Origin of the sequence: Mesorhizobium sp. M0830, assembly GCF_040319965.1 — a bacterium.
In the GTDB taxonomy this organism is placed as follows: domain Bacteria; phylum Pseudomonadota; class Alphaproteobacteria; order Rhizobiales; family Rhizobiaceae; genus Mesorhizobium.
In genome coordinates this window covers 15,580-42,077 of the sequence record NZ_JAMYOR010000033.1, presented here as the reverse complement: position 1 = coordinate 42,077, position 26,498 = coordinate 15,580, and the positions used below count along the sequence as shown (strand labels likewise).

Below are 26,498 nucleotides of genomic sequence, written 5' to 3'. Positions count from 1 at the left end.
GGGCGGATACTATGACACGCTCGGCCCGCTGCTTGCCAATGTCAGGCCCAGTACCCACGACAGAAATCCTTGAGCGACGGCTCGCCGTTCAACGTTTTTTGTACTGTTATCTACGTTCGACCATATTCGTCGTCTAAGCGAACGATATCATCCTCGGCGAGATAATCGCCGCTCTGCACTTCAATGATAACCAGGTCAATTCTGCCTGGGTTCTCGAGCCGATGCTTATGGCCGCAGGGGATGTAAGTAGATTCGTTTGTCCCCAGGAACAACTCCTGCTCGCCATTGACGATTTTGGCGGAGCCGCTGACCACGACCCAGTGCTCCGAACGATGATAGTGCATCTGCAGGCTCAACTGGCGACCGGGCTTCACCTCGATGCGTTTGATCTTGAAGCGCTCGCCTTCCTCCAGAACCGTATAGGCACCCCAGGGCCGGTGTACCGTGCTATGGACCAGATGAGCTTCATGTCCCGAAGCCTTGAGGCCCTCGAAGAGCTTCTTAACGTCCTGAACGCGGTCGCGGGATGTGACAAGCAAAGCGTCCGGGGAATCCACGATCACCAGATCGCTTACGCCCACCGTGCCGATGACGCGCTTGTCGGAGCTCACATAGGTGCCGGTCGTGTCGACCATGTGCACATCGCCGCGTATCCTGTTCCCGCTTTCGTCGGGGGCGATCAAATCGGCCATTGCGTTCCAAGATCCGATGTCGTTCCAATCCATGTCGCAGGGAATCACGGCAAGTCTGTTAGTCTTCTCCATGACAGCGTGGTCGAGCGAGATTCGCGGCGCGGAACCGAAATGCTCAGGCGCGAGTTCGATTTTGGCAAAGCCTTGGCATTGACTGGCGCGGCCGTTCTCATAGCTGTCGGCGACGGCCTGGAGCACCTCGGGACAATGCAAAACCATCTCGTCGAGCATGGTTTGCGCACTGAAGCAGAAGATGCCGGCGTTCCAGAAGAAGCGTTGAGACGCGACATAGGCTTTGGCTGTATCCAGATCCGGTTTTTCAACGAAACGGACGACGTTCTCACCATCTGCTTCGATGTAGCCGAATGCGGTGTCCGGTCTGGTTGGGGTGATGCCCAATGTGGCGATCCGCCCGAGCTTCGCATGTTCCATGGCCAGGCCCATGACGTCTAAAAACGCAGGCAGGTTGCTAATCAGGTGATCGGCCGGGAAGACGCACAGGATCGCGTCAGGGCCTTGCGTTGCCCTCGCATGGATCGCGGCTGCAGCCACGGCGGCGGCCGTATCCCGAGCTTCGGGCTCGAGCAGAAAGGTGCGTGGCAGGACCACGGAATCCAGTTCGTCAAATTCGTCCTTGGTCAGGAAGAGGTGGTCCCCGGATGTCACAGCGACGAGTTCCACGACACCTTCTATCGAAGCGGCGCGCAGCACAGTCTGCTGAATGAGAGAATATCCATCCGCCACTTTGAGGAAAGGTTTGGGGTGCGATTGCCTTGAGGCGGGCCATAGCCGCGATCCGGCTCCGCCGCTGATGATCACGGGAATGACTTTCATAACCAACCTCAATTTCGTCTCTGGAGTGATCGCCCGCGTTCTTTCGAGCGTCAGCGTCACGATCGCCGTCGCTCTGGCTTGTCTGCGGCCCCCGCGTAACAGCGAAGTTCTGGCGCGTTGCAGGCGGCGTCAGATGACGACGCTATCGGTAATGTACGACGCCTCCACTGGCGTCGGTGAGAAATGCGCATTCAACTATGCCTGTTGGTTGCGTCTGCCGAATTGCGCAGGTGGCGGGTCTTAACTGAGATCAGAGACTTGGCTGCCTTCTATCAAAGTCAAACGACTTGGCTCTTTCAGATCGAATTCAATTACCCGTGGTGCGAAAAGGCGTGCATATCGTGTAAAGGCGCTCGTCGGGGGAAACCGAATTACGGTATCGCAGCGCCCGAGAAGATACATCTCAACGAGGGCGGAAATTCCGCCGTCAATCCCGAGTGCTGCAGTGTGTAAGGGGCCACCTTGATTGGATCCGAAGTGCTTCGGGACAGTGAGCAGATCGGGAAACCTGGCCGACAGAAGATCCAGTATCCGCGCGCTGTCCGTGCATAAGAACAGCCGCACAGGCCTGGGGTGCGGTAACGCCTTAGCCTTGTCAATTGCAGCGCACACTTGCCGAACGGCGAGCTCCGGATCGGCCCAGTAGGGCGCATGCTCCATGATGTCTTCACCGTTACCGTGCCGAACATGAATCCCGATGATGCTGTGCCCCTCAAAACATTCCTGATAAATGGCATCTATGCGGGCTTGAATTTCTGGCCGAGGCTGGACACTCTGGAACACCTGCCGCTCTGCATCCTCATCGCACCGCCACATCAGACAAGCGTCACACACTACTGTGTTCGCTTCGACATCGTGTTCGGCCTGAAAGAGCTCGCCCAACTCATCGCGCTCTTGGAAAATCTGCTCATCTGGCCGGTAAAGGCACTCGATCGCCGGCCTGTTCCACCACTCCGGGAAGAATGGACCAGGGAAGGAAACGTCGTTGATCCGGTCGTCGGAAATAGCCGGCACGCCAGCGATGTCATTGATCGGCTGGAAGAACACCGGAAACGCATTTGTGAAGGGTTGGTCGAGGTAGCAGGCCCCCCGCCAGTCAATGACTAGAGTTCGTCCCGACCGCTGCGCGTAGCGCCAAGCGGCCGCCAATGACCACAGACAATCACCGAACCCCGTACGCCTCCGAGAGACGACGAACCGGCGCTTTTCCAATCCACTAACATGCATTTTCGGAAATCTCGTTCAGAGAGGAGGTTGCCCGGTTTGGTATCCTTAGTCGACACGTAGACCCTTACGCCGGGCGCTTGGCAGAGGCCGGGCCATAGGGCAGAAGAGCTCACTCAGCACTGCCCACTAATCCCGTGACGCTCGCACAGCTTGAAGCCGATGCCCTCGCTTCCGGTTCAGCCTTCTCTACTGGGCCTCCGCGGCATATGTAAAATCTATTGAATGGATGCCGGCCATCCATGTGTTGGATGCCATGATGAAGGGGCTCGGCTGACGCGGGCCCGGCCAATAGAGCCGAAACAGCCGGGAAACGCTGCGACACTGCCTGCCGGAGCAAATCGTTCCGTCGACGCCATACGCCAAGGGTGCAAGGCTGCATACAGCAACCGGTACCGAGCGAGATGAGGTCGACAGCTCGACGCGCCTGGAACCAGCTGATCGACAGAATCTGCAGTCTGCTCCCAAAGTTCTGCACGACCTGTGCCGGATGCTGTGGTGAGGGCTCGCGGCCACGAACGTTGTCCTCGCCCCGAACGGAAGCTCGCGCCTACGACTCCGGGCCGGCGATGCGCCCCCGCTGCTCGGTCAGACCATCCATTCTGTGGATGCACTTTATCCAAACAATCGATTTCACTGATCCAAACAATTCCCATTAGAAGACGCTGAAGCAAGAAAGAAAGGCGTCCTCACTCACTGCTGGATGAGCAAATCAGCTGCAAGGTGCTGGGAGTACATGTCGCTCACGGCGTGAGCTGAGCGGCACTCAGACCGCATGTACGAAGCCGACAGGTTAGCGGCGCAACTCTATTTTGCTGTGACTCCAAGCAAGAGGTGTGCTCGGCTGGCGGACTGTCAATGACGAGCTTCGCGCCGCATCTGTCGAAGTGCTCCATAGCGCACGGGGCTGGCCGCACATTGTGTCGGCGTGGCGAGCCGGAGCCGAAACTTTAAACTTTAATAGAGCAGGAATAGAATGGGCGATAGCAGAAAAGTTGCTCTTATTACGGGCATAACTGGACAGGATGGTGCCTATCTTGCCCGTCTTCTTCTCAAAAAAGGCTACATCGTTCATGGGATTAAGCGACGTTCCTCTTCCTTCAACACGGGTCGTATCGAAGACCTCTACCAAGACCCGCACGAATCCGATCCGCGCCTGATCTTGCATTACGGTGACCTCACTGATTCGACTAACCTCATCCGCGTGGTTCAGGAATCTCAGCCAGACGAAATTTACAACTTGGCTGCTCAGAGCCATGTGCAGGTGTCGTTCGAAACACCTGAATACACAGCAAACGCAGACGGTATCGGTACATTGCGACTTCTTGAGGCGATTCGCCTCCTCGGTCTGACGGGCAAGACCCGCTTCTATCAAGCCTCGACTTCGGAGCTATACGGCCTCGTGCAGTCCGTACCGCAGAACGAAACGACGCCCTTTTATCCGCGCAGCCCTTACGCCGCCGCCAAGCTCTACGCCTACTGGATGGTCGTCAATTATCGCGAGGGCTATGGTATGCACGCTTCCAACGGCATTCTTTTTAATCACGAAAGCCCCCTTCGTGGCGAGACTTTTGTGACGCGCAAGATCAGCCGCGCTGCCGCTGCTATCTACCTGGGCAAGCAGGACAAGCTTTATCTCGGCAATCTCGATGCTCAACGCGATTGGGGCCATGCGCGTGAGTACGTGCGAGGTATGTGGATGATGATACAGCAGGATCAACCGGATGATTACGTGCTGGCTACGGGCAAAACGACTCCTGTCCGCCAATTCGTCGAGTGGGCTTTCGAAGATATCGGCGTCGAGATCGAATGGCGTGGCAAGGGTGTCGGCGAAAAGGGCTATGATGTAGCGAGCGGCAGATGCCTAGTCCAAGTGGACCCACGCTACTTCCGCCCCACGGAAGTCGATCTTCTCCTGGGTGACGCTACCAAGGCGAAGGAGAAGCTCGGCTGGGTGCATGAGACATCCGTGCGCGAGCTTGCTGCGGAAATGGTACGCGAAGACCTGAAGGTCATGCAGACATCTGTAGTCATGAAGGAAGCGTAATGTATGATCTGAACGGAAAAACCGTGTGGGTCGCTGGCCACAAAGGTATGGTGGGCAGCGCTGTTGTACGCCGACTCGCGTCTGAAGACTGCAAAGTTGTGGCCGCCCCTCGGGGAGAGCTAGACCTCAAGCGACAGACCGAGGTTGAAAACTTCGTGGCAGTGATGAAACCGGACGCTATCATTATGGCGGCGGCAAAGGTAGGTGGTATTCTCGCGAACGCCACCTATCCGGTCGACTTTCTTTACGACAATCTGATGATCGAGGCCAATATCTTCGCGGCAGCCCACGAAAACAATGTCGACCGCGTCCTCTTCCTCGGCTCGTCTTGCATCTATCCGAAGATGGCACCACAGCCCATTCCTGAAAGCGCGCTTTTGACCGGGCCACTAGAGCGCACCAACGAATGCTACGCCGTCGCCAAGATCACCGGCATCAAAATGGCTCAAGCCTATCGCCAGCAATATGGCCGCGACTACATCTCCGCTATGCCGACGAATCTCTACGGGCCAGGCGACAATTATGACTTGCAGTCAAGCCACGTCATCCCAGCGCTGATCCGGAAAGCGCATGAAGCTAAGCTCATAAGTGATAAGCAAATCACCATCTGGGGCACGGGCACACCACGTCGGGAATTCATGCACGTCGACGACTGCGCCGACGCATTAGTCTTCCTTCTGAAGAACTACTCTGACCATGATCACGTCAATCTCGGCTGCGGACAGGACATCACGATCCTAGAGCTGACTAGAATGATCTGCCGTGTAGTCGGATTTACTGGGGAGATCGCGCATGATCACTCTAGACCTGACGGTACACCGCGAAAGCTGATGAGCGTCGACAAGCTGCGCACTTTGGGATGGGCAGCAAAGATCACTCTCATGGAAGGCATCGAGAGTGTCTATCATGCATTTCTGAACGGGAGCTACACCGAACGGCGATAGATAAGAGGATTTGCTGCGTCTCAGGCCTGTACGCGCTTTCGGGACCCAGAGCTAATGTAGACTGAGACAATCACTCGATGGCGATAGCGCTCATGTGAGCCAGCCGCGAGGAGCCCTGCCGGACCCGGACCCCATCCGCTCCAACCTCGTCGCCGTGAAGGTCACGGTGCGCTGCCCACGCCGACGCCGACTGCGTCAATCCTCACAAGGGTAACCGTCGATAACCGAACGCGTCTACGGTAACCGAATGTACTTCTTGTTCTCGTCCGAGGGATCTGTCGATGGGCATTCCGGACGAGCCAAAGTTTGAGCATGTTACCTTCAAAACCCGGTTAGCAACGTCGGATTTGGTATGAAATTCGGAACAAGTGGATTACGGGGCCTGGCGACAGAATTGGCAGGAGCCGCCTCTGCCCTATATGCAACGGCATTCGCGACATTCCTGCTGGAATCCGGCCTGGCCAGAATTGGCGACGAGATACTCATAGGGCGCGACTTTCGCGCCTCGAGTCCGGCCATCGCCGCCGTCTGTGCGGCGGCACTGTCCGCGCTCGGCTTCATCGTAGTCGATTGCGGCGCAGTCCCCACCCCTGCCCTGGCACTGTATGCTCAGGCGCGTAAGAGTGGTTGTTTGATGATCACAGGCTCGCACATTCCGGCCGACCGTAATGGAATAAAATTCTATCGACCCGACGGTGAGATCGACAAGGGTGATGAGCGGGAGATAACGCGCATCGCCTTGCAGTTGGAGAAGCGCGGATACGTCCTTGATGGTGCTGTTGCACGTCGGCAGCACCGGGAGGCCGAATGCAAGGCCTTTTTCATGGCGCGCAATCGAAAGCTTATGGAGATTAATGCTCTAAAGGGCTTAACGGTGGGCGTATATCAGCACAGCACAGTCGCGCGCGATCTCTTGGTTGACATTCTCTCATATCACTGTGCGACGGTCGTAACCCTGGGACGTTCGGAAGGTTTCATTCCTGTCGACACTGAAGCGGTCTCTGACGAGACTGCTCAACAGTTCAAGCTCTGGGCCAAAGAGCATCGGCTTGATGCGGTCGTCTCGGCAGATGGCGATGGTGACCGCCCACTGGTAGCTGACGACCACGGAGACCCCCTTCGCGGTGATTTGTTAGGCCTGATTACGGCGAACTTCCTGCAAGCGAAGGCAGTCGTCACGCCGGTCACATCAAACTCTGGCATCGAGACCGCAGGTTCTTTTAAAGTCGTGCGTACCAAGGTTGGATCGCCATTTGTTATTGCTGCCATGCTCGATTTGGTTGCGTCGGGTCACGAGCGCGTGGTTGGTTTCGAAGCAAACGGTGGTTTGTTGACCGGCACGGACTTTGACCCGAACGGAACTAAACTGCCAGCGCTACCTACACGCGACAGTTTTCTCCCCATCCTTGCGGCACTTTCCCTTGTTAGTACAAGTGGGCAGCCACTGTCGGAGATTGGCAGTTCCTTTCAATTGCCGGCAGCGGCGGCGGATCGCTTGGAAAATTTTTCCGTCGAAAGCAGCACTCGCCTCATGACATACCTTCGTTCAGCGGAAACTAACATCGCCGCCTTCGTCGGGTCGATTGGAGTGGTAAGCAAGGTTAGCGATGTTGACGGACTTCGTATCACTCTCGCGGATAAGCGTGTCTTGCATTTGCGTCCATCCGGAAATGCCCCGGAAATGCGGTGCTACGTCGAAGCCGAAAATCGGGAGGACGCGGAGCTTTTGCTCCGGACTGGATTGGATCGAATTCGTAATTGGACGCAAGGCTAAATAAAAGCCGCCTCCCTGCGTATTCCCAGGTGACCCTGGGGGTCGCACAAGCTACTCAAGCGCGATCAGAACGTCCACAGTGTCCCGGCCCTGTCCGCTTTGAAGCGAACCGGAACGCCCGTGGAAACAGCCGATCCGTACCAGCCACGGAGCATCCGGTCGCTCATGGTCAAGGCAGCGCCTTCCGGTAGCGAACAGCCGGTCCCGCACTGACCGCCTGCGCCGCATGTACGATGGCGTTGGTGTCCAGGCCGTGGTGACGGTATAGGTCCGCAATAGTCCCCGTCTGGCCGAACTGCTCGACCCCGAGCGCCTTCACGCGATGCCCGTTAACCCCACCGAGCCACGCGAGCGTCGCCGGGTGGCCGTCGATCACGGTGACGATGCCGCAGTCACGCGATAGCGGCGCGAGCAGCCGCTCGATATGACTCAGGGCGCCAATCGCGCCACGCTGCCGGGCACGTTCCGCCGCCTGCCAGCCCGCATTAAGCCGGTCCGCGGAGGTGATCGCGAGCAGCCCGACATCGCGCCGGTCCTCCGCCAGAAGACCCGTCGCGGCAATCGCCTCCGGCGCGACGACGCCTTGATAAGCAATGACGACACTCGCGTTGGGCCCAGGCGGACGCAGCCAATAGGCGCCATTGACGATGTCCCGCGCGAGCGCCGGGTTCATGTCGCGCAGCGGCTGCTCGAGCGGCCGGGTTGACAGGCGAAGATAGACCGATCCTCCGGTCTGATCACGCAGCCACGTCGTCTCATCCGGATCCCCCTCGCCATTACGTTGCATGTAATCGAAGGCAAAGCGCATGATCACGGACAGTTCGCCGACGAAGGCCGGTTCGAAGGCGCAAAGCCCATCCTGCGCCATGCCGATCAATGGGGTGCCGATCGACTGGTGTGCTCCGCCCTCGGGCGCTAGCGTCACGCCCGAGGGCGTTGCGACCAGCATGAAGCGCGCATCCTGATAGCAGGCGTAGTTTAGCTGGTCGGCCGATCGGTAGATGAAGGGATCATAGACTGTCCCGATCGGCAGCAGGCGCACGCCATTGATCGAGTGCGAGAGACCGAGCGCCCCGAGCATGATCATCAGGTTCGACTCGGCGATCCCGAGCTCGAGGTGCTGCCCCTTCGGCCCAAATTCCCAGGTAAAGGTCGACGGAATGCGTTCGGCCTTGAAGGTGTCCGCCATGGTCTCCCGGGCGAAAAGGCCGCGCCGGTTGACCCAGCCACCGAGATTGGTCGAGACCGTCACATCGGGCGAGGTGGTGACAATGCGGTCGGCAAGCAGACTGCGCTCGCGTGCGATGTCGTTCAGGATCTGGCCGAACCCCATCTGGGTCGAGAGCGGCTTGCCGGGCTGCCCCGGTGACGGAAGGGTTTCAGGCACCGGCACCGACGGCGCAGACAGCCTCCTACGCCCCTCACTGAAGAACGGCGCCTTTGCGAAGAAGGCGTCAAGTTCCGCTTCCGGCAAGGTGGCGGCCGCCCATTTGTCCCACTCCTCACCCCGCTTTACGCCCATTTGCAGGCGGTAGTCTTCCATCTGCGTGGGCGTCATCTGCCCCGCGTGGTTGTCCTTGTGTCCGGCAAGCGGCAGACCGTAGCCCTTGATGGTGTAACAGATGAAGCAGACGGGACGGTCATGCCTGGACGCCGCCTCGAAGGCTTCGAGGAGGCTCGGCATGTCATGCCCGCCAAGGTTCGTCATCAACGCCTGCAACTCGTCGTCGGAGCGGCGTTCGATCAGAGTGGTGACCGGCCCTTGGTCTCCGATCTCGTCGAGCAGCCGCTTGCGCCAGGCAGCACCCCCTTGGAAGGTCAGCGCCGAATAGAGCTGGTTCGGACAGCGCTCTATCCACTCGAGCAGCTTCTCGCCCCCCGGCTCGGCAAAGGCAGCCTCTTGCAGAGCGCCGTGGCGCAGGACCATCACGTCCCAGCCGAAGTTGCGAAAAATCTGCTCGAAACGCTGCCAGAGGCCCTCCCGGATCACGGCGTCGAGCGACTGGCGATTGTAGTCGACCACCCACCAGCAGTTCCTGAGCCCGTGCTTCCAGCCTTCGATCAGGGCCTCGTAGATGTTGCCCTCATCCATCTCGGCGTCGCCGATCAGGCTGACCATTCGGCCCTCGGCACGCTCCTTCATCCAGCCGTGACCCGAGACGTAGTCCTGCACCAGCGACGAGAACAGCGTCTGAGCAACGCCGAGACCCACCGACCCGGTCGAGAAGTCGACATCGTCGACATCCTTCGTCCGCGAAGGGTAGCTCTGCGCGCCCTTGTAGCCGCGGAAGTTCATGAGCTTTTCGTGGGTCTGGTTGCCCGCCAGATACTGAAGTGCGTGGAAGATCGGCGCCGCATGGGGTTTGACCGCCACCCGATCCTGCGGGCGCAGGACCGAACCGTAGAGCGCGGTCATGATGGTACTCAGCGACGCGGACGAGGCTTGATGCCCCCCGACCTTGATCTCATCGCCCTCGCGGACGTGGTTGGCGTGGTGGATCGTCCAGGCTGCGAGCCAGGAGACGCAGCGCTCGATCTCGTTCAGATATTCCAGTTTCCTCGTCATTCAGTTTCCCGCAAATCAGCTGCCGGTCTCACAGGACCCCGCCCAAATGGTCAAAGATCGAGTTTCAACACACCTGTCGCGCGCGACACGCAGGGGATGAAGCGGTGGCCGCGTGCCTCCTTGGACAGGACGGCATCCCGATGGATCGGCTGTCCCGCCAGCATTGCGCATTCGCAGGTCCCGCACACCCCGTTCTCACACGAGGCCATCAACGGCACACCGGCCGCACGCAAGGCGGCCAGTGCCGTGGTCTCAGCCGAAACCTCAACCACCCTGCCCTCAGCCAGTTCTATGACGAATGGTTCCGGTGGCGCGCCATCAAACTCGGGAGGCTGGAAAGTTTCGAAATGAACAGTACCCTCGGGCCAGTGTTGAGCCGCGCGCCCCACAACCGCCATGAAGCCAGGCGGTCCGCAGTAGTATGTCTGCGCGTCGTCCGAACGGTTCGCCAGCAGCGCGGCGATGTTCTGCCGGGTCTGAGGCTCGTCGTCGAAATGGATCCGCACATTGCCGCCAGGAAGATCGCTCCCGATCGCCGCCAAGAGTGGCGTGAGCGCCCGGCTGCGGGTGAAATAGTGCAACTCGAAGGGCTTGGCCTGCCGGGTGAGCGCGCGCGCCATGGCCAGAATCGGGGTGATCCCGATTCCCCCTGCCAGCAGCAAAGTCGGCCCCTCGCCTGGCTTGAGCGCAAAATGGTTGCGTGGCGCGGAGACAGGCAGTGTGGAACCGACGGCAATGGTTTCGTGGATCCACGCCGAGCCGCCACGGCCGTCATTCTCGCGCTTCACCGCGATGGTGTAGCGGCCAAGCTCGGTCGGGTCGCCGCAAAGTGAATACTGACGCACCTTCCCTTCAGGCAGATGGACGTCGACGTGAGAACCCGCTTCGAACGCCGGCAGCACAGGTTTGCGTGGGTGTTTCAGGTCGATGACCAGCACGTCGCCCGGCTCCTTGCGGGCGGCGGTCACGGTCAGCTTCATGATGATGCGCGGCGAGGCCATGGCGTTTCACTCGTCGATGGGCAAGATCAGATCACCGGGGCGGATCACGCCCCCGACCTCGATTGTGCAGTTCAGGCCGGAGCGGTTCAGAAGCCCCTCGTAGAGACCCGGAAGCCCGAGCAACTCCTCGATATACTTGCACGGCACATTTATCCGGGCGGCCCTGAGAATCGTTTCCCCGACCCGGAAGCGTTTGCCGACAAGATGGCTAAGCGGAACGCCTCGTGTCGTCAGATTGCGCCGGTGATCTTCGGGTCCGAGCTTGGCCTTGAAGCCCGGAATCCTGGGCTCGCCCTTCGCGATGGCGTCCAGAACTTCAGCTTCGATCAATGTCACCTCCCGAACGTCGGGACGCGCCGAATAGGTCCCCGTCCCCAGGTAGTAGCGGTCTCCGACAATGCCTTGGCCGGCAATAAGCTGCGCCTGCGCCAGCTCCTCCATTTCATAGGAGGCGGCAGGCGCGATATGGACGTGAAGCAGCTTTCCTCGCCAGGTCATCATCGCTCTCGGAAATTCGTCTCGTGGAAACCTGCTGCAAAACTGGCCTGATCAACAGCGCCAGTTGCATGGCATTTTCCCGGTCCAGTTGGCTGTTTGGAAAGAAATACGGGGGGCCCTCGGACCGTTTTCAGCGCCAGCTTTCGGCGTCGCCCCGTCTCAGTTGTTCCGCGCCGGCATCGCGTCTTGCACCTGCTTGACAACCTCTCGCAGGACCTCAACGCCCTTCCCGATCTGCCGAATGCTCAAGGCGGCATAGCCCATGACAAGTCCGACGCGATCGGTGCGGCCTTGGTCCGATGGCCGTTCGTAGAGCGGCGAGATCAGGTGTAGCCCCAGGCCAGCGTCGCGGGCGGATTCGACCAAGGCCGTTTCCCGCGATCGTGGCAGGTCATTGAACCAAACCGCGACGTGAAGTCCCGCATCTGCTCCCTGGACAGTGATGCGATCCCCGAAGCTGTGCTGCAAGGCACCCAACAACGTTTCCCGACGCTCGCCGTTCAGCCTGCGCACACGGCGCACATGGCTTTCGTAGCCGCCGCTCTCGATCAACGATGCCAGCGCTTCCTGTTCAGCGACCGGCGAATGCCGGTCTGCGAATTGTTTGGCGGTTGCGAAGACCTCCTGCAATTCGGGCGGGACGACGAGGTAGCCGATGCGCAGCATCGGCGAGAGCGTTTTGGAGATCGTGCCGAGGTAGATGACAGCCCCGTGGTCCTCGAGACTGTGCAGCGGAGGGACCGGATTGATGTCGTAGCGATATTCGCTGTCGTAGTCGTCCTCGATCACATAGGCGTTGTTGTGCCGCGCCCATTTCAGAAGCTGATGGCGGCGCGCGATCGGCATGACGCCGCCCAGCGGAAACTGATGCGATGGCGTCACATAAGCCAGTCGTGCTCCGATCCCCGCCAGCAACTCGGTCCTCATCCCGTCTTCGTCGACGATGACCGGGATGGGTGAGGCACCCGTACTGGCAAAGACCTGACGCGCCATCCTGTAGCACGGATCCTCGATGACGAAACGGTCGGCGGGATCGAGAAGCAGGCGCGCGCACAGATCAAGGCCCTGCTGCGAACCGTTCACAACTATGATCTGGTCGAGGTCGCAGCTCAGGGTCCGGGCGCGCCAGAGATAGCCCTGAAGCGCCTGGCGAAGCCGGCGCGAGCCGCGAGGATCGTCATAGGCAAGACGCAGCGGGCGCTGCCCCATCGCCTCGTTCATCGCGCGTTTCCAGACCAATGATGGGAAATCCGACGGCGCGAGGTCGCCATAGCGGAACTCGACCTTCAGCCCAGTCGGCAGATAATCTGGCCAGGGTGACGTCGCGCGCAGCCGCTCGCCATATGCGGACAGGTGGATCGGGCCGACCCGTTGCGCGTGAGTGCGCCCCGCCCCATGGCCCATCAACGAAGACGCAACGCGAGGTCGTGCGCCTTGACGGACTTCGATGAAACCCTCCGCAGCCAGTTGCTCATAGGCGACCGTCACCGTGGTTCGCGAAACGCCGAGGTCATTTGCCAGGGCCCGGGAGGATGGCAACTGACTGCCGGTTTCGTAGACGCCGCCGAGGATTTGCTCGCGAAGGGCTTCGTATATCTGGCGTGCACCCATCGCGTGCGAGCGCGCTGCAGACCCGGCACTAGAAGACTGGACCATCTCTTTCATCGCCAACTGGATATTTCACATTGGCCAGGTTGCCGTCAATCTTTCGGAACCCCAAGAGAGATCGCAGAGGCCGAATGACCAGCTCCCATCAATCCGAAACCGATGCTCCCACGGGGTCGCTCAACCGCACCAGCCCCGGATTTGCCACCCGGGCGATCCATCATGGCTACGATCCGGCCGGCTTTTCCAATGCCGTCCAGCCGCCAGTGTTCCTGACGTCAACCTATGGGTTCGAAAGCGTGGCAGCAAACGATGCCGCCGCCGCCCTTGGTGGAAGGCTCTATGCGCGCGAATACAATCCCACGACCGAGATCCTCGAGCAGCGGCTCGCGAATCTGGAAGGAGCCGAGGCGGGGCTGGTTGTTGCCTCGGGGATGGCGGCCTTCGGCACTCTGATCCTGTCGCTCCTGTCCCAGGGCGATGAACTCATCGTCCACAAGACGCTTTATGCGAACACGCTTGCCATGGTCGAACAGGCGGTCCCCCGCTTCGGCATCAAGGTCGTCGCGGTCGATCTGTCAAATCCCCACAATCTCGATGCTGCGATCACCGAGCGGACGCGGCTGGTTTTCTTCGAGACGCCGGTGAATCCGCTGAGCCGCATCCTCGACATAGCGGCAATTGCCGAGCGCGCTCACGCGCGCGGTGTAAGGGTTGCAGTCGACAGCACCTTCGCCTCGCCCGCGCTCCAGCGACCGCTTGAGCACGGGGCGGACATCGTGCTCCATTCGATGACCAAGTACATCAATGGTCATGGCGATGCCCTTGGCGGGGCGCTTCTCGGCGACGCCCAAACGCTCCGTACGCTGCATGAAACGGGCCTGCGCTACATCACCGGCGCAGCGCTCTCGCCCATGTCAGCTTTCCTAATCCTGCGCGGTCTCAAGACGCTGACGCTGCGTATGGAACGGCACAGCGCCACAGCCCTTGCGGTGGCTCGGGCGCTGGAAGCGCACCCGGCGGTGGCATTTGTGAGTTATCCGTTCCTCGACTCGCACCCTGATCAGGTGACGGCGCGAAAACAGATGTCCAACGGATCGGGCATGTTGGCCTTTGGCCTCCACGCTGGATACGAAGGAGCGCGCCGGATGATGGACCGGCTCAACCTGATCATTCGCGCCGTCAGCCTCGGCGATGCCGACAGCCTCATCTATCATCCAGCAAGCCTCACCCGTGCTCGGCAGCCGATCCGCAAGGATGCCCATTTGGCCGATGGAGTCGGCGAGGATCTCATGCGTCTCTCGGTGGGGCTTGAAGACGCTGATGACCTGATCGCCGATCTGCGGCGGGCTTTGGACGTCTTGTAATGACCTGGCGTGCGGCCACCTCTGCGCTCACACATAGATCTGGAGCCTTGCCATGGCATTCCTGAGCGGTCTTTCCGCGTTCCCCATCACCCCGACCAATCGTGACGGCCGCGTCGATAGCGTTGCCCTGCGCAGGCTGATTGCTCGGCTTGGCATTGCTCAGGTCGATTCCATCGGTCTTCTCGGCAGCACCGGCACATACATCTATCTGTCGCGCGAGCAACGGCGGCGGGCGCTCTCCGAGACCTTGGACCAAACGGCGGGGCAAATGCCGGTCGTGGTGGGTGTGGGCGCGCTGCGCACCGATGAAGCCGTGGGGCTCGCGCAAGACGCCAAGGCCCTTGGAGCAGCTGCGGGTTTGCTTGCCGCCGCCTCCTACACCCCGCTTACTGATGACGAGGTGTTCGATCATTTCTCCACTGTGGCGCGCGAAAGTGGCCTGCCGATCGTCGTCTACGACAATCCAGGAACGACGCATTTCCATTTCAGTCCACCCCTTGTCAGCCGCCTGGCAAAGGTGGCTGGGATTGTCGCCATCAAGAATCCGACAGACAAAAGCGATGCGATCAAGAACCACCTGACCGCCCAGAGGCGCACACTGCCGGAAGGGTTCTCGATTGGTTACAGCGGCGACTGGAACGCCGCCGAGGCCATGATCGCCGGCGCCGACACATGGTACAGCGTCCTCGCGGGCATCCTGCCCGAGGTCTGCATGACGATCGTCACAGCGGCGCAACAGGGCGATGCGGCCGAAGCGCGACGGATCAATGCCGCGCTGGTCCCGATCTGGAGCCTCTTCAAGGAGTTCTCGAGCCTTCGCGTCGTCTATGCACTCGCTGAATTGCTCGACGTTTGCAGTGCCGAACCCCCGCGTCCCATCCTGCCTCTGCCCCCAGCAGCGAAGCGCCAGATCGCCGCCGCGTTGAAAGGTTTGCCATCGGATGCCAGCCGGTGAACAGCAAACCCCGTTCGGCAAGTGAAAGGTATTTACCCGCTCATTTCGAGAACTGATCGAAAACAACGCACTCGGCGTGCTGATAGCCATGGCTGGAGCGGTCTCGACGCCAATCACACCCCCTTCGAACTCGACAATCGACTGCGGAGGTACAGACTGCGCAGGGCACTCCGCCCATGCCGCACCGTTCGCCTTCAAACTAGGAATCGGTGGTTTATCCATTGGAATGGCATCGAGCCGGCGCTTTACTTCCGGCCCGGTGCGCGCATTGAAGCCGGTGCCAATGCCGCCGGCGAACACCAGATTTCCGTCCTCGACATTCGCCAGAGCACGCTTCCCGACCGCCGTAACTGTTGCCGGGTTCGCAGCCGATGACGATGAACTCATCACTCAGCACGCATTTTGTCTCACCCATTCTTGGCGCCGGCCGGATCGATATGGACTGACACGCAGCTTGGAGACGATGCCCTCGAGGCCGAACTGGGAGACTTGCGCGAGAATGTCGCTGCCGCCGCTGATCTCGTCGCTCAGAACGATGCCGTTTGGCGGCGTCTCAGCAGGTTAACTAGCGCTTTGCGCCGATCGACGAGTGGCCGATCGCGAAGACCCTCGCCGTCGATCTTGAGCAGGTCGAAGCCGGCAAGCATGGTCCTGACGTCTCCCGCCGCGGCCAAGAGCCCGCTGAAGACTGGGAATGCGCGACAAGCCTTCTGGTCAACGACGAACGCCTCACCGTCTATTATCGCGTCCGAGGCGCCGAGCTCGGCCACCGCCCGGGACGATAGCCGGAAACCTGAGGGTCCAGTCGTGGAGGTTGCGGGTCGAGGTAGGCCCCCATCGATAGTAGTCCCATTTCATTTCGTGTAGCCAATCAGGGCCCTGCCGGACGCGGCCGACCAGCGGTCGATGTTCGCGACGACCCGAATGTCCAGTCTCGTGTAACCCAGCCTAAAGCGGCCTGTCCGCCCAAAAAATGACATTCAGTTGCCTCCAGCCTTTCGACACGACCCACTTCACGATCTCGTAACTCGCCAACCTAGCGGCTTGTTGCTTGAGCTGCGCGTTCCTACGGTGTGGTCGCTAGGCCTCAGCAACAAGAGCTCGGTTGCCAGGCGGGCGGAGGCTCAACGAGATAGCCAGCTCAGGACAAGGAGAGCAAGCAATGGTCGCTTTTACCCTCAATGGCGAGGCGCGAACACTCGACGTCGATCCAGAGATGCCGCTGCTCTGGGCGGTCCGTGACGTCATCGGACTCACGGGAACGAAATTCGGTTGCGGGCTTGCCCAGTGCGGCGCTTGCACGGTTCACGTTAACGGCATGCCGACGCGCTCGTGCCAGACCGCAGTCGGCGACATCGAAGGAGCCTCGATCACCACCATTGAGGGTGTGTCGGGCAAGATAGGCGAAACGGTCCAGGCCGTGTGGGCCGAGTTCGACGTACCTCAATGCGGCTATTGCCAGTCTGGCCAGATCATGTCGGCCGTGGCCCTCCTTACAGAAACGCCTAAGCCGACGGACGATGATATTGATTCGGCGATGAGCGGCAACCTCTGCCGCTGCGCCACCTATCATCGCATCCGCGCGGCCATCCACGAGACCGCCAACCGGCTGGAGACTTGAGGCATGTCGCAGTTTCTCTCGAAGCATACTGCCGTGCGGCCCACGCGCCGCTGGTTCCTCGTCGGCGCGGGCGTCACCACCGGCGGCCTCGCAGTGGGCTACCGGCCAGTGCTGGCCGCGCCCGACATCGCACAAACGACCCCTGCAAAGGTTCAGGCGAACCCGTTCCAGACCTATGTCGAGATCACAAAGGAGAACCGAATCATCATCCACTCCTCGCAGTTCGAGATGGGACAAGGCTCCTATTTCGGCATCGCCACCCTGGTTATGGAAGAGCTCGACGGCGACTGGGCGCAGGTGGACGTGGTCGGCGGATATGGCAATACCGCGTTCTACGGCAATCTCGCCTGGGGCGGGGCCGCACAGGCAACTGGTGGCTCCACGTCGATGGGCTCGTCGTGGGAACGCTACCGCAAGGCGGGTGCTGCCGCACGGGCCTTGCTGGTGGCGGCCGCGGCGCAGCGGTGGGATGTGCCAGCCGGCGAGATCAAAGTCGCTTCCGGGGTCGTGTCGCACGCCTCAGGGATGCAGGCGCGCTACGGTGACCTGGCTGAAGCCGCAGCGGGAATGCCGGTTCCCGACGACGTGCCGCTAAAGCCGCGCGACAAGTGGGCCCAGATCGGATCGGACAGCCTCAAGCGCTACGATTCCGCCGGCAAGACCAACGGCGCGCAGACCTACACGATCGACCTCATGATGGAGGGACTCCAGACGGCCGTTATGATCCATCCGCCGAAGTTCGGCGCCGAGATCGAGAGCTTCGACGCAACCAAGGCCAAGGCACTCGACGGCATTGTCGATGTCGTCCAGACGCCGCGAGGCATTGCCGTGGTTGGCAGGGACACCTGGACGGCGCTCAAGGGCCGCGACCTCGTGGAGGTGACCTGGAACGAGGAGAAGGCCGAAGGGCGCGGCACGGCCGAGATCATGGCCGAATACAACAAGGCAGCAGACGATCTGGGCGCGGCCACCGCGCGCGACGACGGTAACACTCCCGCAGCGTTCGCCAGTGCTGAGAAAATCATCGAGGGGCACTACGAATTCCCCTATCTTGTCCATGCTTCGATCGAGCCACTCAACGCGGCCGCCCGAATCAACGAAGACGGCACCATCGACGTCTGGGGCGGACACCAGATGCCCGACCTTTATCAGGCGGCTGCCGCTCAGGTAGGCGGCACCACGCCGGACAAGGTGAGGCTGCACGTGATGAAGACCGGCGGCAGTTTCGGCCGCCGCGCGGTCTTGGATGCAGATGTCATTATCGAAGCTGTTTCCACAGCGCGTGCACTGGGACGCGGCAAGCCAGTGAAGGTGCAGTGGACCCGCGAGAATGACATGCGGGGTGGGCGGTACCGGCCGGCCTATGTGCACGCAGTCAAGGCGGGGCTCGACAAGAAAGGCAATGTCGTCGCTCTCCATGACCACATCGTGGGCCAATCGGTCTTGGGCGGTTCGACCTCTGCGGCGATGATCAAGAACGGCATCGATCCAACCTCCGTAGAGGGCGCCACCAACCTGCCCTATGCGATCCCGAACCTGAAGGTCGAGCTGACCACCACGGACGTGAACATCCCGGTGCTGTGGTGGCGTTCGGTAGGCTCCACCCACACCGCTTACGCGGTGGAAACCCTGATCGATGAGCTCGCCGCCGCTGCGAACCGTGATCCGGTCGACTTCCGCTTGTCAATGCTCGGTCACCATCCACGGCATGCCGCCGTGCTTAAAGTGGCTGCTGAGAAGGCAGGCTGGGACAAGCCTCTGCCGGAAGGCCGTTTCCGCGGCGTGGCCCTGCATGAAAGCCTCTCGACCTATGTCGCCGATGTGGTGGAGATCACCCTCAACGATGAAAATGGTTTCAAGGTCGACCGCGTCGTCTGCGCGGTAGATTGCGGCACCGCGATAAATCCTGACCAGATTCGCGCTCAGATGGAGGGCGGTATCGGCTTCGGGCTAGGCGCGATCCTCCAGGAGGAGCTGACCCTGAATGGCGGTGTCGTAGACCAAGAGAACTACGATACCTATACACCGCTCAGGATCGAGCAGATGCCGCGAGTCGAGGTGCACATTGTGCCGTCCGAGGAGCCGCCCACGGGAGTTGGTGAGCCAGGTGTGCCGCCGATCGGCCCGGCCGTCGCCAACGCGCTACGGGCGGCGACGGGCAAGACTATCCGCAAGCTGCCGATTATAAAGAACATGTCAGGAATGACACCATGAAACAGCCGCGATGAATCGCGCCGTTTTCGAACCCTGACAGGCGCTCATTTCCATGGGTCAAATTCCGGCGGCTGCCCGCTCCAATATCCGGTTTGGAGACGGCACCCCGTGTTCTGAACGACCACAGACGGGCCTTGGCGCCGGTTCCACTGAAGAACCGCTTTCGAGACGCAAATGCGTCCACTCCATGAAGAGCACAACCGTATAGCACCAGGAAGGCTAGCTACCTCCATCGCTTCGGAGACCCAGGATCCCTCAGAAAACCGAACCTCCCGAGCTCAGAGGCGCTCGTGATCACAATCGCGCTGGTGCGTGGATCATTGTTCAAGGGTTTGTCAATAGGCAGGCGAGATGGCCGATCGACATGATCTTCGCCCGATGCCCTACAAACACAATGCCAGCCGCTGTCACGGAGTCGCGAAGACGAAGGCAATGAGGGTCGACGCCGATACTCATCGTTTGGTTGACAGAGCGCTTGGAATGCCATGCGCTTCACATCGGAGTAGCCATCCGGGAAGCCTGAAGCGCTTTGAAAACGCATGTGCTGCGGCTGTTATTCATAGCGTGGATGACTTTGATCAAAACAATCGATTTCATCACTCTTCCGGAATCGTGCATGGACAAAAAAGAGCCTCACGCACCAATCACACGCTGCTCTATCGCGTGACGAAAGCTGCCTTAGGAATAATCCAAAGGAGAAAATCTTCGATGCGCCCTGACGTGCAGTGGAGGTCGTGCCGAGAAAGTGAGTCGCAACTGGCCGACAATGTCGGGCGGTGCGACCATGGTCGCTTCGGAGAATGAAATCGGGCCAGTTCACGGGGGCGGTACTGTTATTCGTCGACGGCCGCCCTTCCCAAGAACAGGCGGCATCGCAAGTTGGTTCTGCCGATGAAAACGACATCGCCGGATACATGTCAGCAGCCGCTCAGGATTGGATGATCCAGCCAAGCTCTCGGCGTGATGGCACTGTAGGCGTCACAGTCGAAGCATCTCATTGATCGTTTATGAGGCTTTCTTCGATGCCGCTGATGCCTGACGGGCGGTCGCAGCTGCAGGCGACAACACGGCCTATTTAGTTGGAAACAGTCGAGGTAAGCCAATTTGGCTTCCCGTTACTATTTGGAGAAAGAAATGCTGTGCCTAGGAATCAGCGGCGGACTTGACCAAGTCCATGAAAACCGATTCGAGCGTCCGAACGCCTTTATGCACGATGGCGCCGCGGTGCTCGTCCGAGACGGAAAGGTGATAGCCGCCGTAGAAGAGGAACGCCTCAATCGAATCAAGCACTCGAACAAGCTGCCAAGTGGTTCGATTCAATACTGTCTCTCGACGGCCGGGGTTCAGCTCAGCGACATTGATCGTGTCGCGGTCTACGCCAGCGAGCCCTATGCCAACGCCATGCTTGAAGGTATGTCCGCTTCCCAACCGGACATTCTCTCCACTCCGTTGGATGCTAAAATGTTGGTGCAGAACCTGTTAGCGCGTGAGTTCGGCACTAAGTTGGACAGTTCGCGTATTTCATTCGTAGGTCATCATCAGGCGCACGCCGTGAGCGCCTTTGCAATGTCGGGCTTCGAACAAAGTCTCATTCTAGCGATTGATGGCTGTGGTGATTTCCTGTCGGGCCTTGTGGCGGTAGGGTCTGGCACAGAAATTACGGAAATCGAGGCTTTCCCGGAGGACAATTCTCTTGGGCTGTTTTATCTCGAGACGATCCGCTGTCTCGGCTACGGCATGTTCGACGAGTATAAGGTAATGGGACTCGCGCCCTATGGCGACCCCGCTCCCTATCGCGAGCTCTTCGAGCAGTTCTACGAGCTCTCCGCCAACGGTGGCTACCGTGTTCACCTCGACCGCATCGGTCCGGCGTTGCTCCGCAACATCGAGATCAGGCGAAAGGGAATGCCTTTCACCCAGCAGCATCGAGATGTGAGTGCGTCACTGCAGGAAGCGCTTGAGCGGATCGTGTTCCACATTCTCCGGCACCACCGTGAGGCCACCGGCATGAAGCGGTTGTGTCTGGCGGGAGGGGTAGCCCACAACTGCACGATGAACGGCAAGCTGCTGTATTCAGGGCTTTTCGAAGACATCTTCGTGCAACCCGCGTCTCACGACGCTGGCTGCGCATTGGGAGCTGCGCTGATAGTCTCTAACGAGATGGGCCGCCCCGCGCCGCGTGAGCGACTGCAGGAGGTCTATTGGGGTCCTGATCTCGGGAGCGACCGCGCCGTGGAACAGGAACTGAATGCATGGTCCGGACATCTCGAGGTTGAACGCTCTTATGACGTAGCGAGCAGTGCAGCCCACTGGATCACCAACGGCGCCGTGATCGGCTGGGTGCAGGGTCGTTCGGAGTTTGGGCCACGTGCGCTGGGCAACCGCAGCATTCTTGCCGACCCTCGGCCCGCTGCAAACAAGGACCGGATCAATGCCATGGTCAAGAAGCGCGAAGGCTATAGGCCTTTCGCACCATCTGTGCTGGAAGAGGATGCGAGCGAATTTTTCGACCTCCCGGACGGTAAACACGAATTTCCATTCATGAATTTCGTCGTTCGCGTGCGTGACTCAAAGCGCGCCTTGTTGGGTGCCATTACGCACGTCGACGGTACGGCTCGGCTGCAAACAGTATCGCGCGATGCCAACCCCGCTTACTGGGAGGTCATCAATGCGTTCAAGAAGCGGACAGGCACTCCAATTCTGCTCAATACGTCCTTTAACAACAATGCTGAACCGATCGTGGATACGGTTGCAGACGCGATTGCCACATTTTTGACGACAGAGCTGGATGGACTTGTGGTCGGGCCCTTCCTGGTAAAAAAACGGGCTGCAACGCTGCAGGATTGGACTGCGCTTGCGATTTCATTGCCTCCCTCAGTCTCCCTCCATCAAACCCGTGCTTACACAGCGCGAGATCATCAGGAGACTGTCTGCGAGATTATTCCGAACCACTCCAGCATCGACAGTGTGCGAATTTCAAACGACCTGTTTAATCTGCTGATGCGGATTGAGGGCGAAGCCGTGTTAAGCGATCACCTCAATATAATTGCGCCGGATCAGGCTGAGCATGAAGCTCTGATGGAGGACCTGCGAAGACTGTGGGAGCAGCGCCTGGTTCGGCTGCATCCCTCACAAGCTGCTCGGATGGATCATGGGTCCGATCAAACGCCGGACCAGCCTAATAGGCTATCAATGTGATAGAGATGCCGCTCAAGCTCGGCCATCAATAGTGTTCATCGACCCCGCCTGCGAGCTCACCGCTGTGATTAGGGGGGTCGAGGTCGCCCTGGTCAGTATGCTTAGGAATGCTATTGAATGGGTCGTGTGCTTGCTGTGAGTTTTCGGGAGGTTGTCCATTCGGACCGAACCGGGGAGACTGGGTTGGAAAGGCGGGTCTGGCCTCGATATTGACCGGACTTCTGTGTCGAGAGGTCCAGCCCGCAGAACTTTAGTAACTGGCGATGATGACCTAAGCGGCGAGGATCGCCGACTTCGGCAATGACGGTCAATGCCTTGATCGGTCCGATGCCCGGGATTTGTCTCAGGAGCTGATAATCCTGGCTGTGCCGCAGCAGATCGTCGGCCTGTGCTTCGATCTCATTGCGTTGCCGGATCAGGCTGCGTGCTTCGTCAATGACCATCCGGAACATGCGAATGGCAGGCGCATCAAGTGGCAGCGGCAATCCGATCGATGGGCGCGCCGTCTCGAACATCCATCACAATCTGTGTCTTGCTGACCTTGCGGCCGACGACATCCCAAGCTGCTGCCACAAACTCCTCCTTCGTCAGCGCCGTGATGCTTGCTGGGGTCGGAAAGGCATGGAGGAAGGCAAAGAACCAATCGCTGCGGCTGTTCCCCCGGAAGCGATCGATCTCGGGAAAATACAGCGGCAGGTAGTGTGTCAGGATGCGGTGCTGGATCTCGGTCTTGGCCCTGGCGATCGCTTCATGTGTCTTCGACAGTTCCTGCACGTCGTTGATGCCGGCTCGCAGCGGATCATGGTAGACCTGCGTCGCCTGGATCCTGAGCATGTGCAGGATCACCTGGGCATCGATCTTCTTGCCGAGTATGACGCCGAAGGCCTTAAGAAGCCCAGGCATCTGTTCTCGATTTTGCCTACTAGGCTGACGAGAAGGTCGCGTGCCGACAGCAGCACCCGCACGACACAGGTGCCGTGGCTCTTGATGCGAACCATCCGGTCCGTCCGATCTGAGCAAGGCCCGCCGCTCGTGGCGGCCCGATTTGTTCGGCATCATCGAGAGGGCGGCGCTTGACACGATCGGAAGTCCGCGCTTCGTTAACTCGTTCCAGAGCCAGACCGCAAGCGGTCACGGCTCCATGCCGATCCGCTCCGTCTCCGCAGTTCCACAGTCCCGCCCGCATCTCCCGGTCGGGCCCGGGTAGCCATTGTGTCAAACGGCTTCCAAAACTGACCCCCGATCGGCGTCCAATTTTGACCCCCCTGATGTAGTGCGCAGCGGTCAGCGTTCGCCCGGGCGGAGCTGGTCAGGGTTGCGCAGCCCGGGCGAGCGCGGATAGGGCTTGGCAGTTGATGGGGTGATCAGGCGCGGTTCTTGAAGCGCCAGGATTCGTTTCCGGTCTCGATGATCTCGCAATGATGGGTGAGACGGTCGAGCAGCGCCGTCGTCATCTTGGCGTCGCCGAAGACGGCGGGCCATTCGCCGAACGCCAGGTTGGTGGTGACGATGATCGAGGTCCGTTCGTAGAGCCTGCTGATCAGGTGGAAGAGCAATTGCCCGCCGGCCTGCGCGAACGGGAGATAGCCGAGTTCATCGAGCACGACGAAGTCGAGCCGGGTGAGGTAATCGGCGATACGGCCCTGCTTGCCGCCGCGGTGCTCGGTCTCGAGCCGGTTGACGAGATCGACGACGTTGAAGAAGCGGCCACGTGAGCCGTTGCGGATCAGGGCCCGAGCAATGGCGATTGCCAGATGCGACTTGCCGGTTCCGGTGCCGCCGATGAGCACGGCGTTGCGCTGATCGGCGACGAAGGTGCCGTTGGCAAGGTCCCGGACCAGCACCTCATTGACCGGCGTGCCGTCGAAGTCGAACTCATCGATGTCCTTGGCGATCGGCAACTTGGCGACAGTGAGCTGGTATTTGATGGAGCGGGCCTGCTTCTCGGCGATCTCGGCCGACAGCAGATCACCGACGATCTTCGGCGGCTCGTGCTGGCGCTTGATGCCGGTCGCCATGACCTCGTCATAGGCGCCGCGCATAGTGATCAGCAAAATCTTACGGAGCGGGCCCAGGCATCTTGGTTGCCGTCGACGAGCGCCCCGCATCTCGCTGTCCACCACGCTCAAGGACGGCCATCGAGAAGTGGGCGGGCACATCAGATGCCGCCGCGTATGAGTGCGGTTGGTCGGTGACAAGCCGCGCACTCTCGCCTTCGCTTAAAATGACCACATGGGTACCTACCACAACGCTCAGGGCACCCTGACTGACCGAGATCAACTCGCGCGTATCCGGACTATGAGCATCTGCGGAAAACACGTCGCCCGGCATAATGACCCAGCTCCACAATTCGAACATCGTGCGCCCCGAGGTCGATGAATGAAGTTGTGCAAAGCTTCCCTTGGCGCTTGTCCAAAGCGTCCTCGTCTCCGTCCGCTCAATAGGAAGGCGAACTGTGGAAGGATCGTCATTCAGCAAATCGGCCACGGAGAGCGAAAACGCCGCCGCCAGTCGGCAAAGTATGCCGATACTAGGGTTCGCCTTGCCTTGCTCCAGCGAGACGACGGTTCCCTTGGACAAGCCGCTCAGTTTTGCCAGGCGATCCAGGGTCAGATTTTGGTCGCGCCTCAAGTCTCGGATTCGAACAGCTATCGCTTTGCCAAGCACCTGCTCGGAACCCATCGCTGTCGTAACATCGGTCATTATATTGACTTAGGACCTCGGCTCACCTATTGCGGTCAGTATAATGACCGGGGCGAAATTGCAACTGCCCGTTAGGAAGGAAATAACCGATGCGTTTTGAGACGAAGGCGATCCACTGCGGCCGAGGGGTCGACGCGTCCACGGGGGCCGTATCCATGCCGCTGCACACCAGCACGACGTTCGAACGCGGTGTCAACGGGTCATTTCCGTCCGGCTTCGAATACACAAGGGATGGAAATCCTACACGCAATGCGTTCGAGGCGGCCATGGCGACGCTTGAGGGAGGGGAAGACGGCATCGCCTTCGCTTCGGGCATGGCCGCGATCGCTGCAGTTTTCGAGAGCCATCCGTCGGCGGGTCGGATCGTTCTGCCGGATGACATGTATTTCGGCATTCGTTCGCTGATCGAAGAGACCGACATTGGGGCTCGCTTCGACTTTGCCCCAGTCGACATGCGCGATTTGGACGCTTTGCGCGCCGCGGTGACATCGAAGCGGACTGGCCTCGTCTGGATCGAGACGCCGTCAAACCCGATGATCCGCGTTGTCGACATTGCGGCCATCTGCGCAATCGCGCACGAGGCAGACGCCTTGGCGGTGGTGGACAATACGTGGGCCACCCCAGTGCTTCAACTGCCACTCGAAATCGGGGCAGACGCAGTGATGCACTCGGCGACAAAGTACATTGGCGGCCACTCGGATTTGATGGCCGGTGTCGTCATTGTCCCAAACGCGTCACCCCTGGGTCGCCCATTGCGGATGGTCCAGAAACACAAGGGCAGCGTCGCAGCGCCCTTCGACTGTTGGCTGGCATTGCGGGGCCTGCAGACATTGCCGGTCCGCATGCGCGCCCATTGCGAAGGCGCCCAGAAAGTGGCCGAGGCCCTGGCGTCTCATCCGCGCGTCGAAAAAGTGCTCTTTCCTGGTCTGCAAACTGATCCGGGACACGATCTTGCTACGCGGCAAATGAGCCATTACGGAGCGATGCTATCCTTTATCGTCGAGGGCGGAGCCGATGCTGCAATGGCCGTGGCCGGCCGCCTGAAGATTGTTGTCCGGGCGACAAGCCTTGGCGGGACGCATTCTCTGATAGAGCATCGCGCATCCGTTGAAGGTGCGAAGTCCAAAGCGCCAGGCGGATTGCTGCGAATTTCTGTAGGGCTTGAACATGCTCAGGACATTATCGATGACCTAATGCAGGCCCTAGGCGAAACCTGCAAAGCGGGAGTCCAATGACGGGTGCAAGAACTCTGGCG

18 protein-coding genes and 1 pseudogene are annotated in these 26,498 nt (G+C 60.0%); 9 read left to right on the top strand and 10 right to left on the bottom strand.

Annotation, left to right across the window (positions count from 1 at the left end; genetic code table 11):
* Positions 1-110: 110 nt before the first annotated feature.
* A complete protein-coding gene (locus NKI20_RS19700) occupies positions 111-1,526 on the bottom strand; it encodes a mannose-1-phosphate guanylyltransferase/mannose-6-phosphate isomerase (protein WP_352833334.1) in 1,416 nt (471 codons plus the stop codon).
* Positions 1,527-1,766: 240 nt separating this feature from the next.
* Entirely contained in the window at positions 1,767-2,753 is a 987-nt protein-coding gene (locus NKI20_RS19695) for a nodulation protein NodZ (protein WP_023711832.1), read from the bottom strand.
* Positions 2,754-3,726: 973 nt separating this feature from the next.
* Between NKI20_RS19695 and gmd the strand changes: the two genes are divergently transcribed.
* The 3 genes from gmd to NKI20_RS19680 all read left to right on the top strand — a co-directional run bounded on the left by gmd (position 3,727) and on the right by NKI20_RS19680 (position 7,515).
* Positions 3,727-4,797, top strand: a complete 1,071-nt coding sequence (gene gmd / locus NKI20_RS19690) for a GDP-mannose 4,6-dehydratase (RefSeq protein ID WP_352833264.1) — start codon at positions 3,727-3,729, stop codon at positions 4,795-4,797.
* Positions 4,797-5,741, top strand: a complete 945-nt coding sequence (gene fcl, locus NKI20_RS19685; protein ID WP_023689384.1) for a GDP-L-fucose synthase — start codon at positions 4,797-4,799, stop codon at positions 5,739-5,741. The genes gmd and fcl overlap by 1 nt, the downstream gene beginning before the upstream one ends.
* A 352-nt stretch (positions 5,742-6,093) precedes the next feature.
* Complete coding sequence (locus NKI20_RS19680; RefSeq protein WP_352833261.1) at positions 6,094-7,515, top strand: phosphomannomutase; 1,422 nt, start codon at positions 6,094-6,096, stop codon at positions 7,513-7,515.
* A gap of 169 nt (positions 7,516-7,684) precedes the next feature.
* On the opposite strand, the gene NKI20_RS19675 is transcribed toward NKI20_RS19680, so the two are convergent.
* The 4 genes from NKI20_RS19675 to pdxR form a co-directional block, all read right to left on the bottom strand.
* Positions 7,685-10,081, bottom strand: coding sequence for a transketolase (locus NKI20_RS19675; RefSeq protein WP_352833258.1), 2,397 nt, complete (start codon positions 10,079-10,081; stop codon positions 7,685-7,687).
* Between the two features lie 50 nt (positions 10,082-10,131).
* Positions 10,132-11,082 carry a PDR/VanB family oxidoreductase gene (locus tag NKI20_RS19670; RefSeq protein WP_023697831.1) on the bottom strand — a complete coding sequence of 317 codons (951 nt, stop codon included), beginning with the start codon at positions 11,080-11,082 and terminating at the stop codon, positions 10,132-10,134.
* 6 nt (positions 11,083-11,088) lie between these two features.
* A complete protein-coding gene (locus tag NKI20_RS19665) occupies positions 11,089-11,580 on the bottom strand; it encodes an MOSC domain-containing protein (RefSeq protein WP_352833332.1) in 492 nt (163 codons plus the stop codon).
* 159 nt (positions 11,581-11,739) lie between these two features.
* A complete protein-coding gene (gene pdxR / locus NKI20_RS19660) occupies positions 11,740-13,236 on the bottom strand; it encodes a MocR-like pyridoxine biosynthesis transcription factor PdxR (RefSeq protein WP_502898140.1) in 1,497 nt (498 codons plus the stop codon).
* 83 nt (positions 13,237-13,319) lie between these two features.
* Between pdxR and NKI20_RS19655 the strand changes: the two genes are divergently transcribed.
* Together NKI20_RS19655 and NKI20_RS19650 are read left to right on the top strand one after the other, a co-directional pair.
* The gene (locus tag NKI20_RS19655; protein ID WP_023697828.1) at positions 13,320-14,552 is read left to right on the top strand and encodes a trans-sulfuration enzyme family protein; all 1,233 of its coding nucleotides are present in this window, start codon (positions 13,320-13,322) and stop codon (positions 14,550-14,552) included.
* 52 nt (positions 14,553-14,604) lie between these two features.
* Entirely contained in the window at positions 14,605-15,507 is a 903-nt protein-coding gene (locus tag NKI20_RS19650; protein ID WP_023685525.1) for a dihydrodipicolinate synthase family protein, read from the top strand.
* 527 nt (positions 15,508-16,034) lie between these two features.
* Here NKI20_RS19650 and NKI20_RS19645 read toward each other — a convergent pair.
* Positions 16,035-16,277, bottom strand: coding sequence for an ATP-dependent DNA ligase (locus NKI20_RS19645; RefSeq protein WP_023766628.1), 243 nt, complete (start codon positions 16,275-16,277; stop codon positions 16,035-16,037).
* A 392-nt stretch (positions 16,278-16,669) separates the two neighbouring features.
* Here NKI20_RS19645 and NKI20_RS19640 point away from each other — a divergent pair, with 392 nt between their 5' ends.
* From NKI20_RS19640 to NKI20_RS19630, 3 genes are all read left to right on the top strand, one after another.
* Positions 16,670-17,128 (top strand): (2Fe-2S)-binding protein, encoded by a 459-nt coding sequence (locus NKI20_RS19640; RefSeq protein ID WP_023689394.1) that lies wholly within the window; start codon positions 16,670-16,672, stop codon positions 17,126-17,128.
* A gap of 3 nt (positions 17,129-17,131) precedes the next feature.
* Complete coding sequence (locus tag NKI20_RS19635; RefSeq protein WP_352833251.1) at positions 17,132-19,342, top strand: xanthine dehydrogenase family protein molybdopterin-binding subunit; 2,211 nt, start codon at positions 17,132-17,134, stop codon at positions 19,340-19,342.
* 1,134 nt (positions 19,343-20,476) lie between these two features.
* Entirely contained in the window at positions 20,477-22,540 is a 2,064-nt protein-coding gene (locus tag NKI20_RS19630; protein ID WP_352833329.1) for a carbamoyltransferase family protein, read from the top strand.
* 185 nt (positions 22,541-22,725) lie between these two features.
* On the opposite strand, the pseudogene NKI20_RS19625 reads toward NKI20_RS19630, so the two are convergent.
* The 3 genes and pseudogenes from NKI20_RS19625 to NKI20_RS19615 all read right to left on the bottom strand — a co-directional run.
* Positions 22,726-23,395, bottom strand: a pseudogene (locus tag NKI20_RS19625) (transposase); the annotation flags it as partial.
* A gap of 509 nt (positions 23,396-23,904) precedes the next feature.
* Entirely contained in the window at positions 23,905-24,582 is a 678-nt protein-coding gene (istB, locus tag NKI20_RS19620; protein WP_352833248.1) for an IS21-like element helper ATPase IstB, read from the bottom strand.
* A gap of 16 nt (positions 24,583-24,598) precedes the next feature.
* Positions 24,599-25,243 (bottom strand): helix-turn-helix domain-containing protein, encoded by a 645-nt coding sequence (locus NKI20_RS19615; RefSeq protein ID WP_352833245.1) that lies wholly within the window; start codon positions 25,241-25,243, stop codon positions 24,599-24,601.
* A gap of 89 nt (positions 25,244-25,332) precedes the next feature.
* On the opposite strand from NKI20_RS19615, the gene NKI20_RS19610 reads away from it, so the two are divergent.
* On the top strand, positions 25,333-26,478 hold the full coding sequence (locus NKI20_RS19610) for a trans-sulfuration enzyme family protein (RefSeq protein ID WP_352833242.1): 1,146 nt from the start codon (positions 25,333-25,335) through the stop codon (positions 26,476-26,478).
* Positions 26,479-26,498 lie beyond the last annotated feature (20 nt).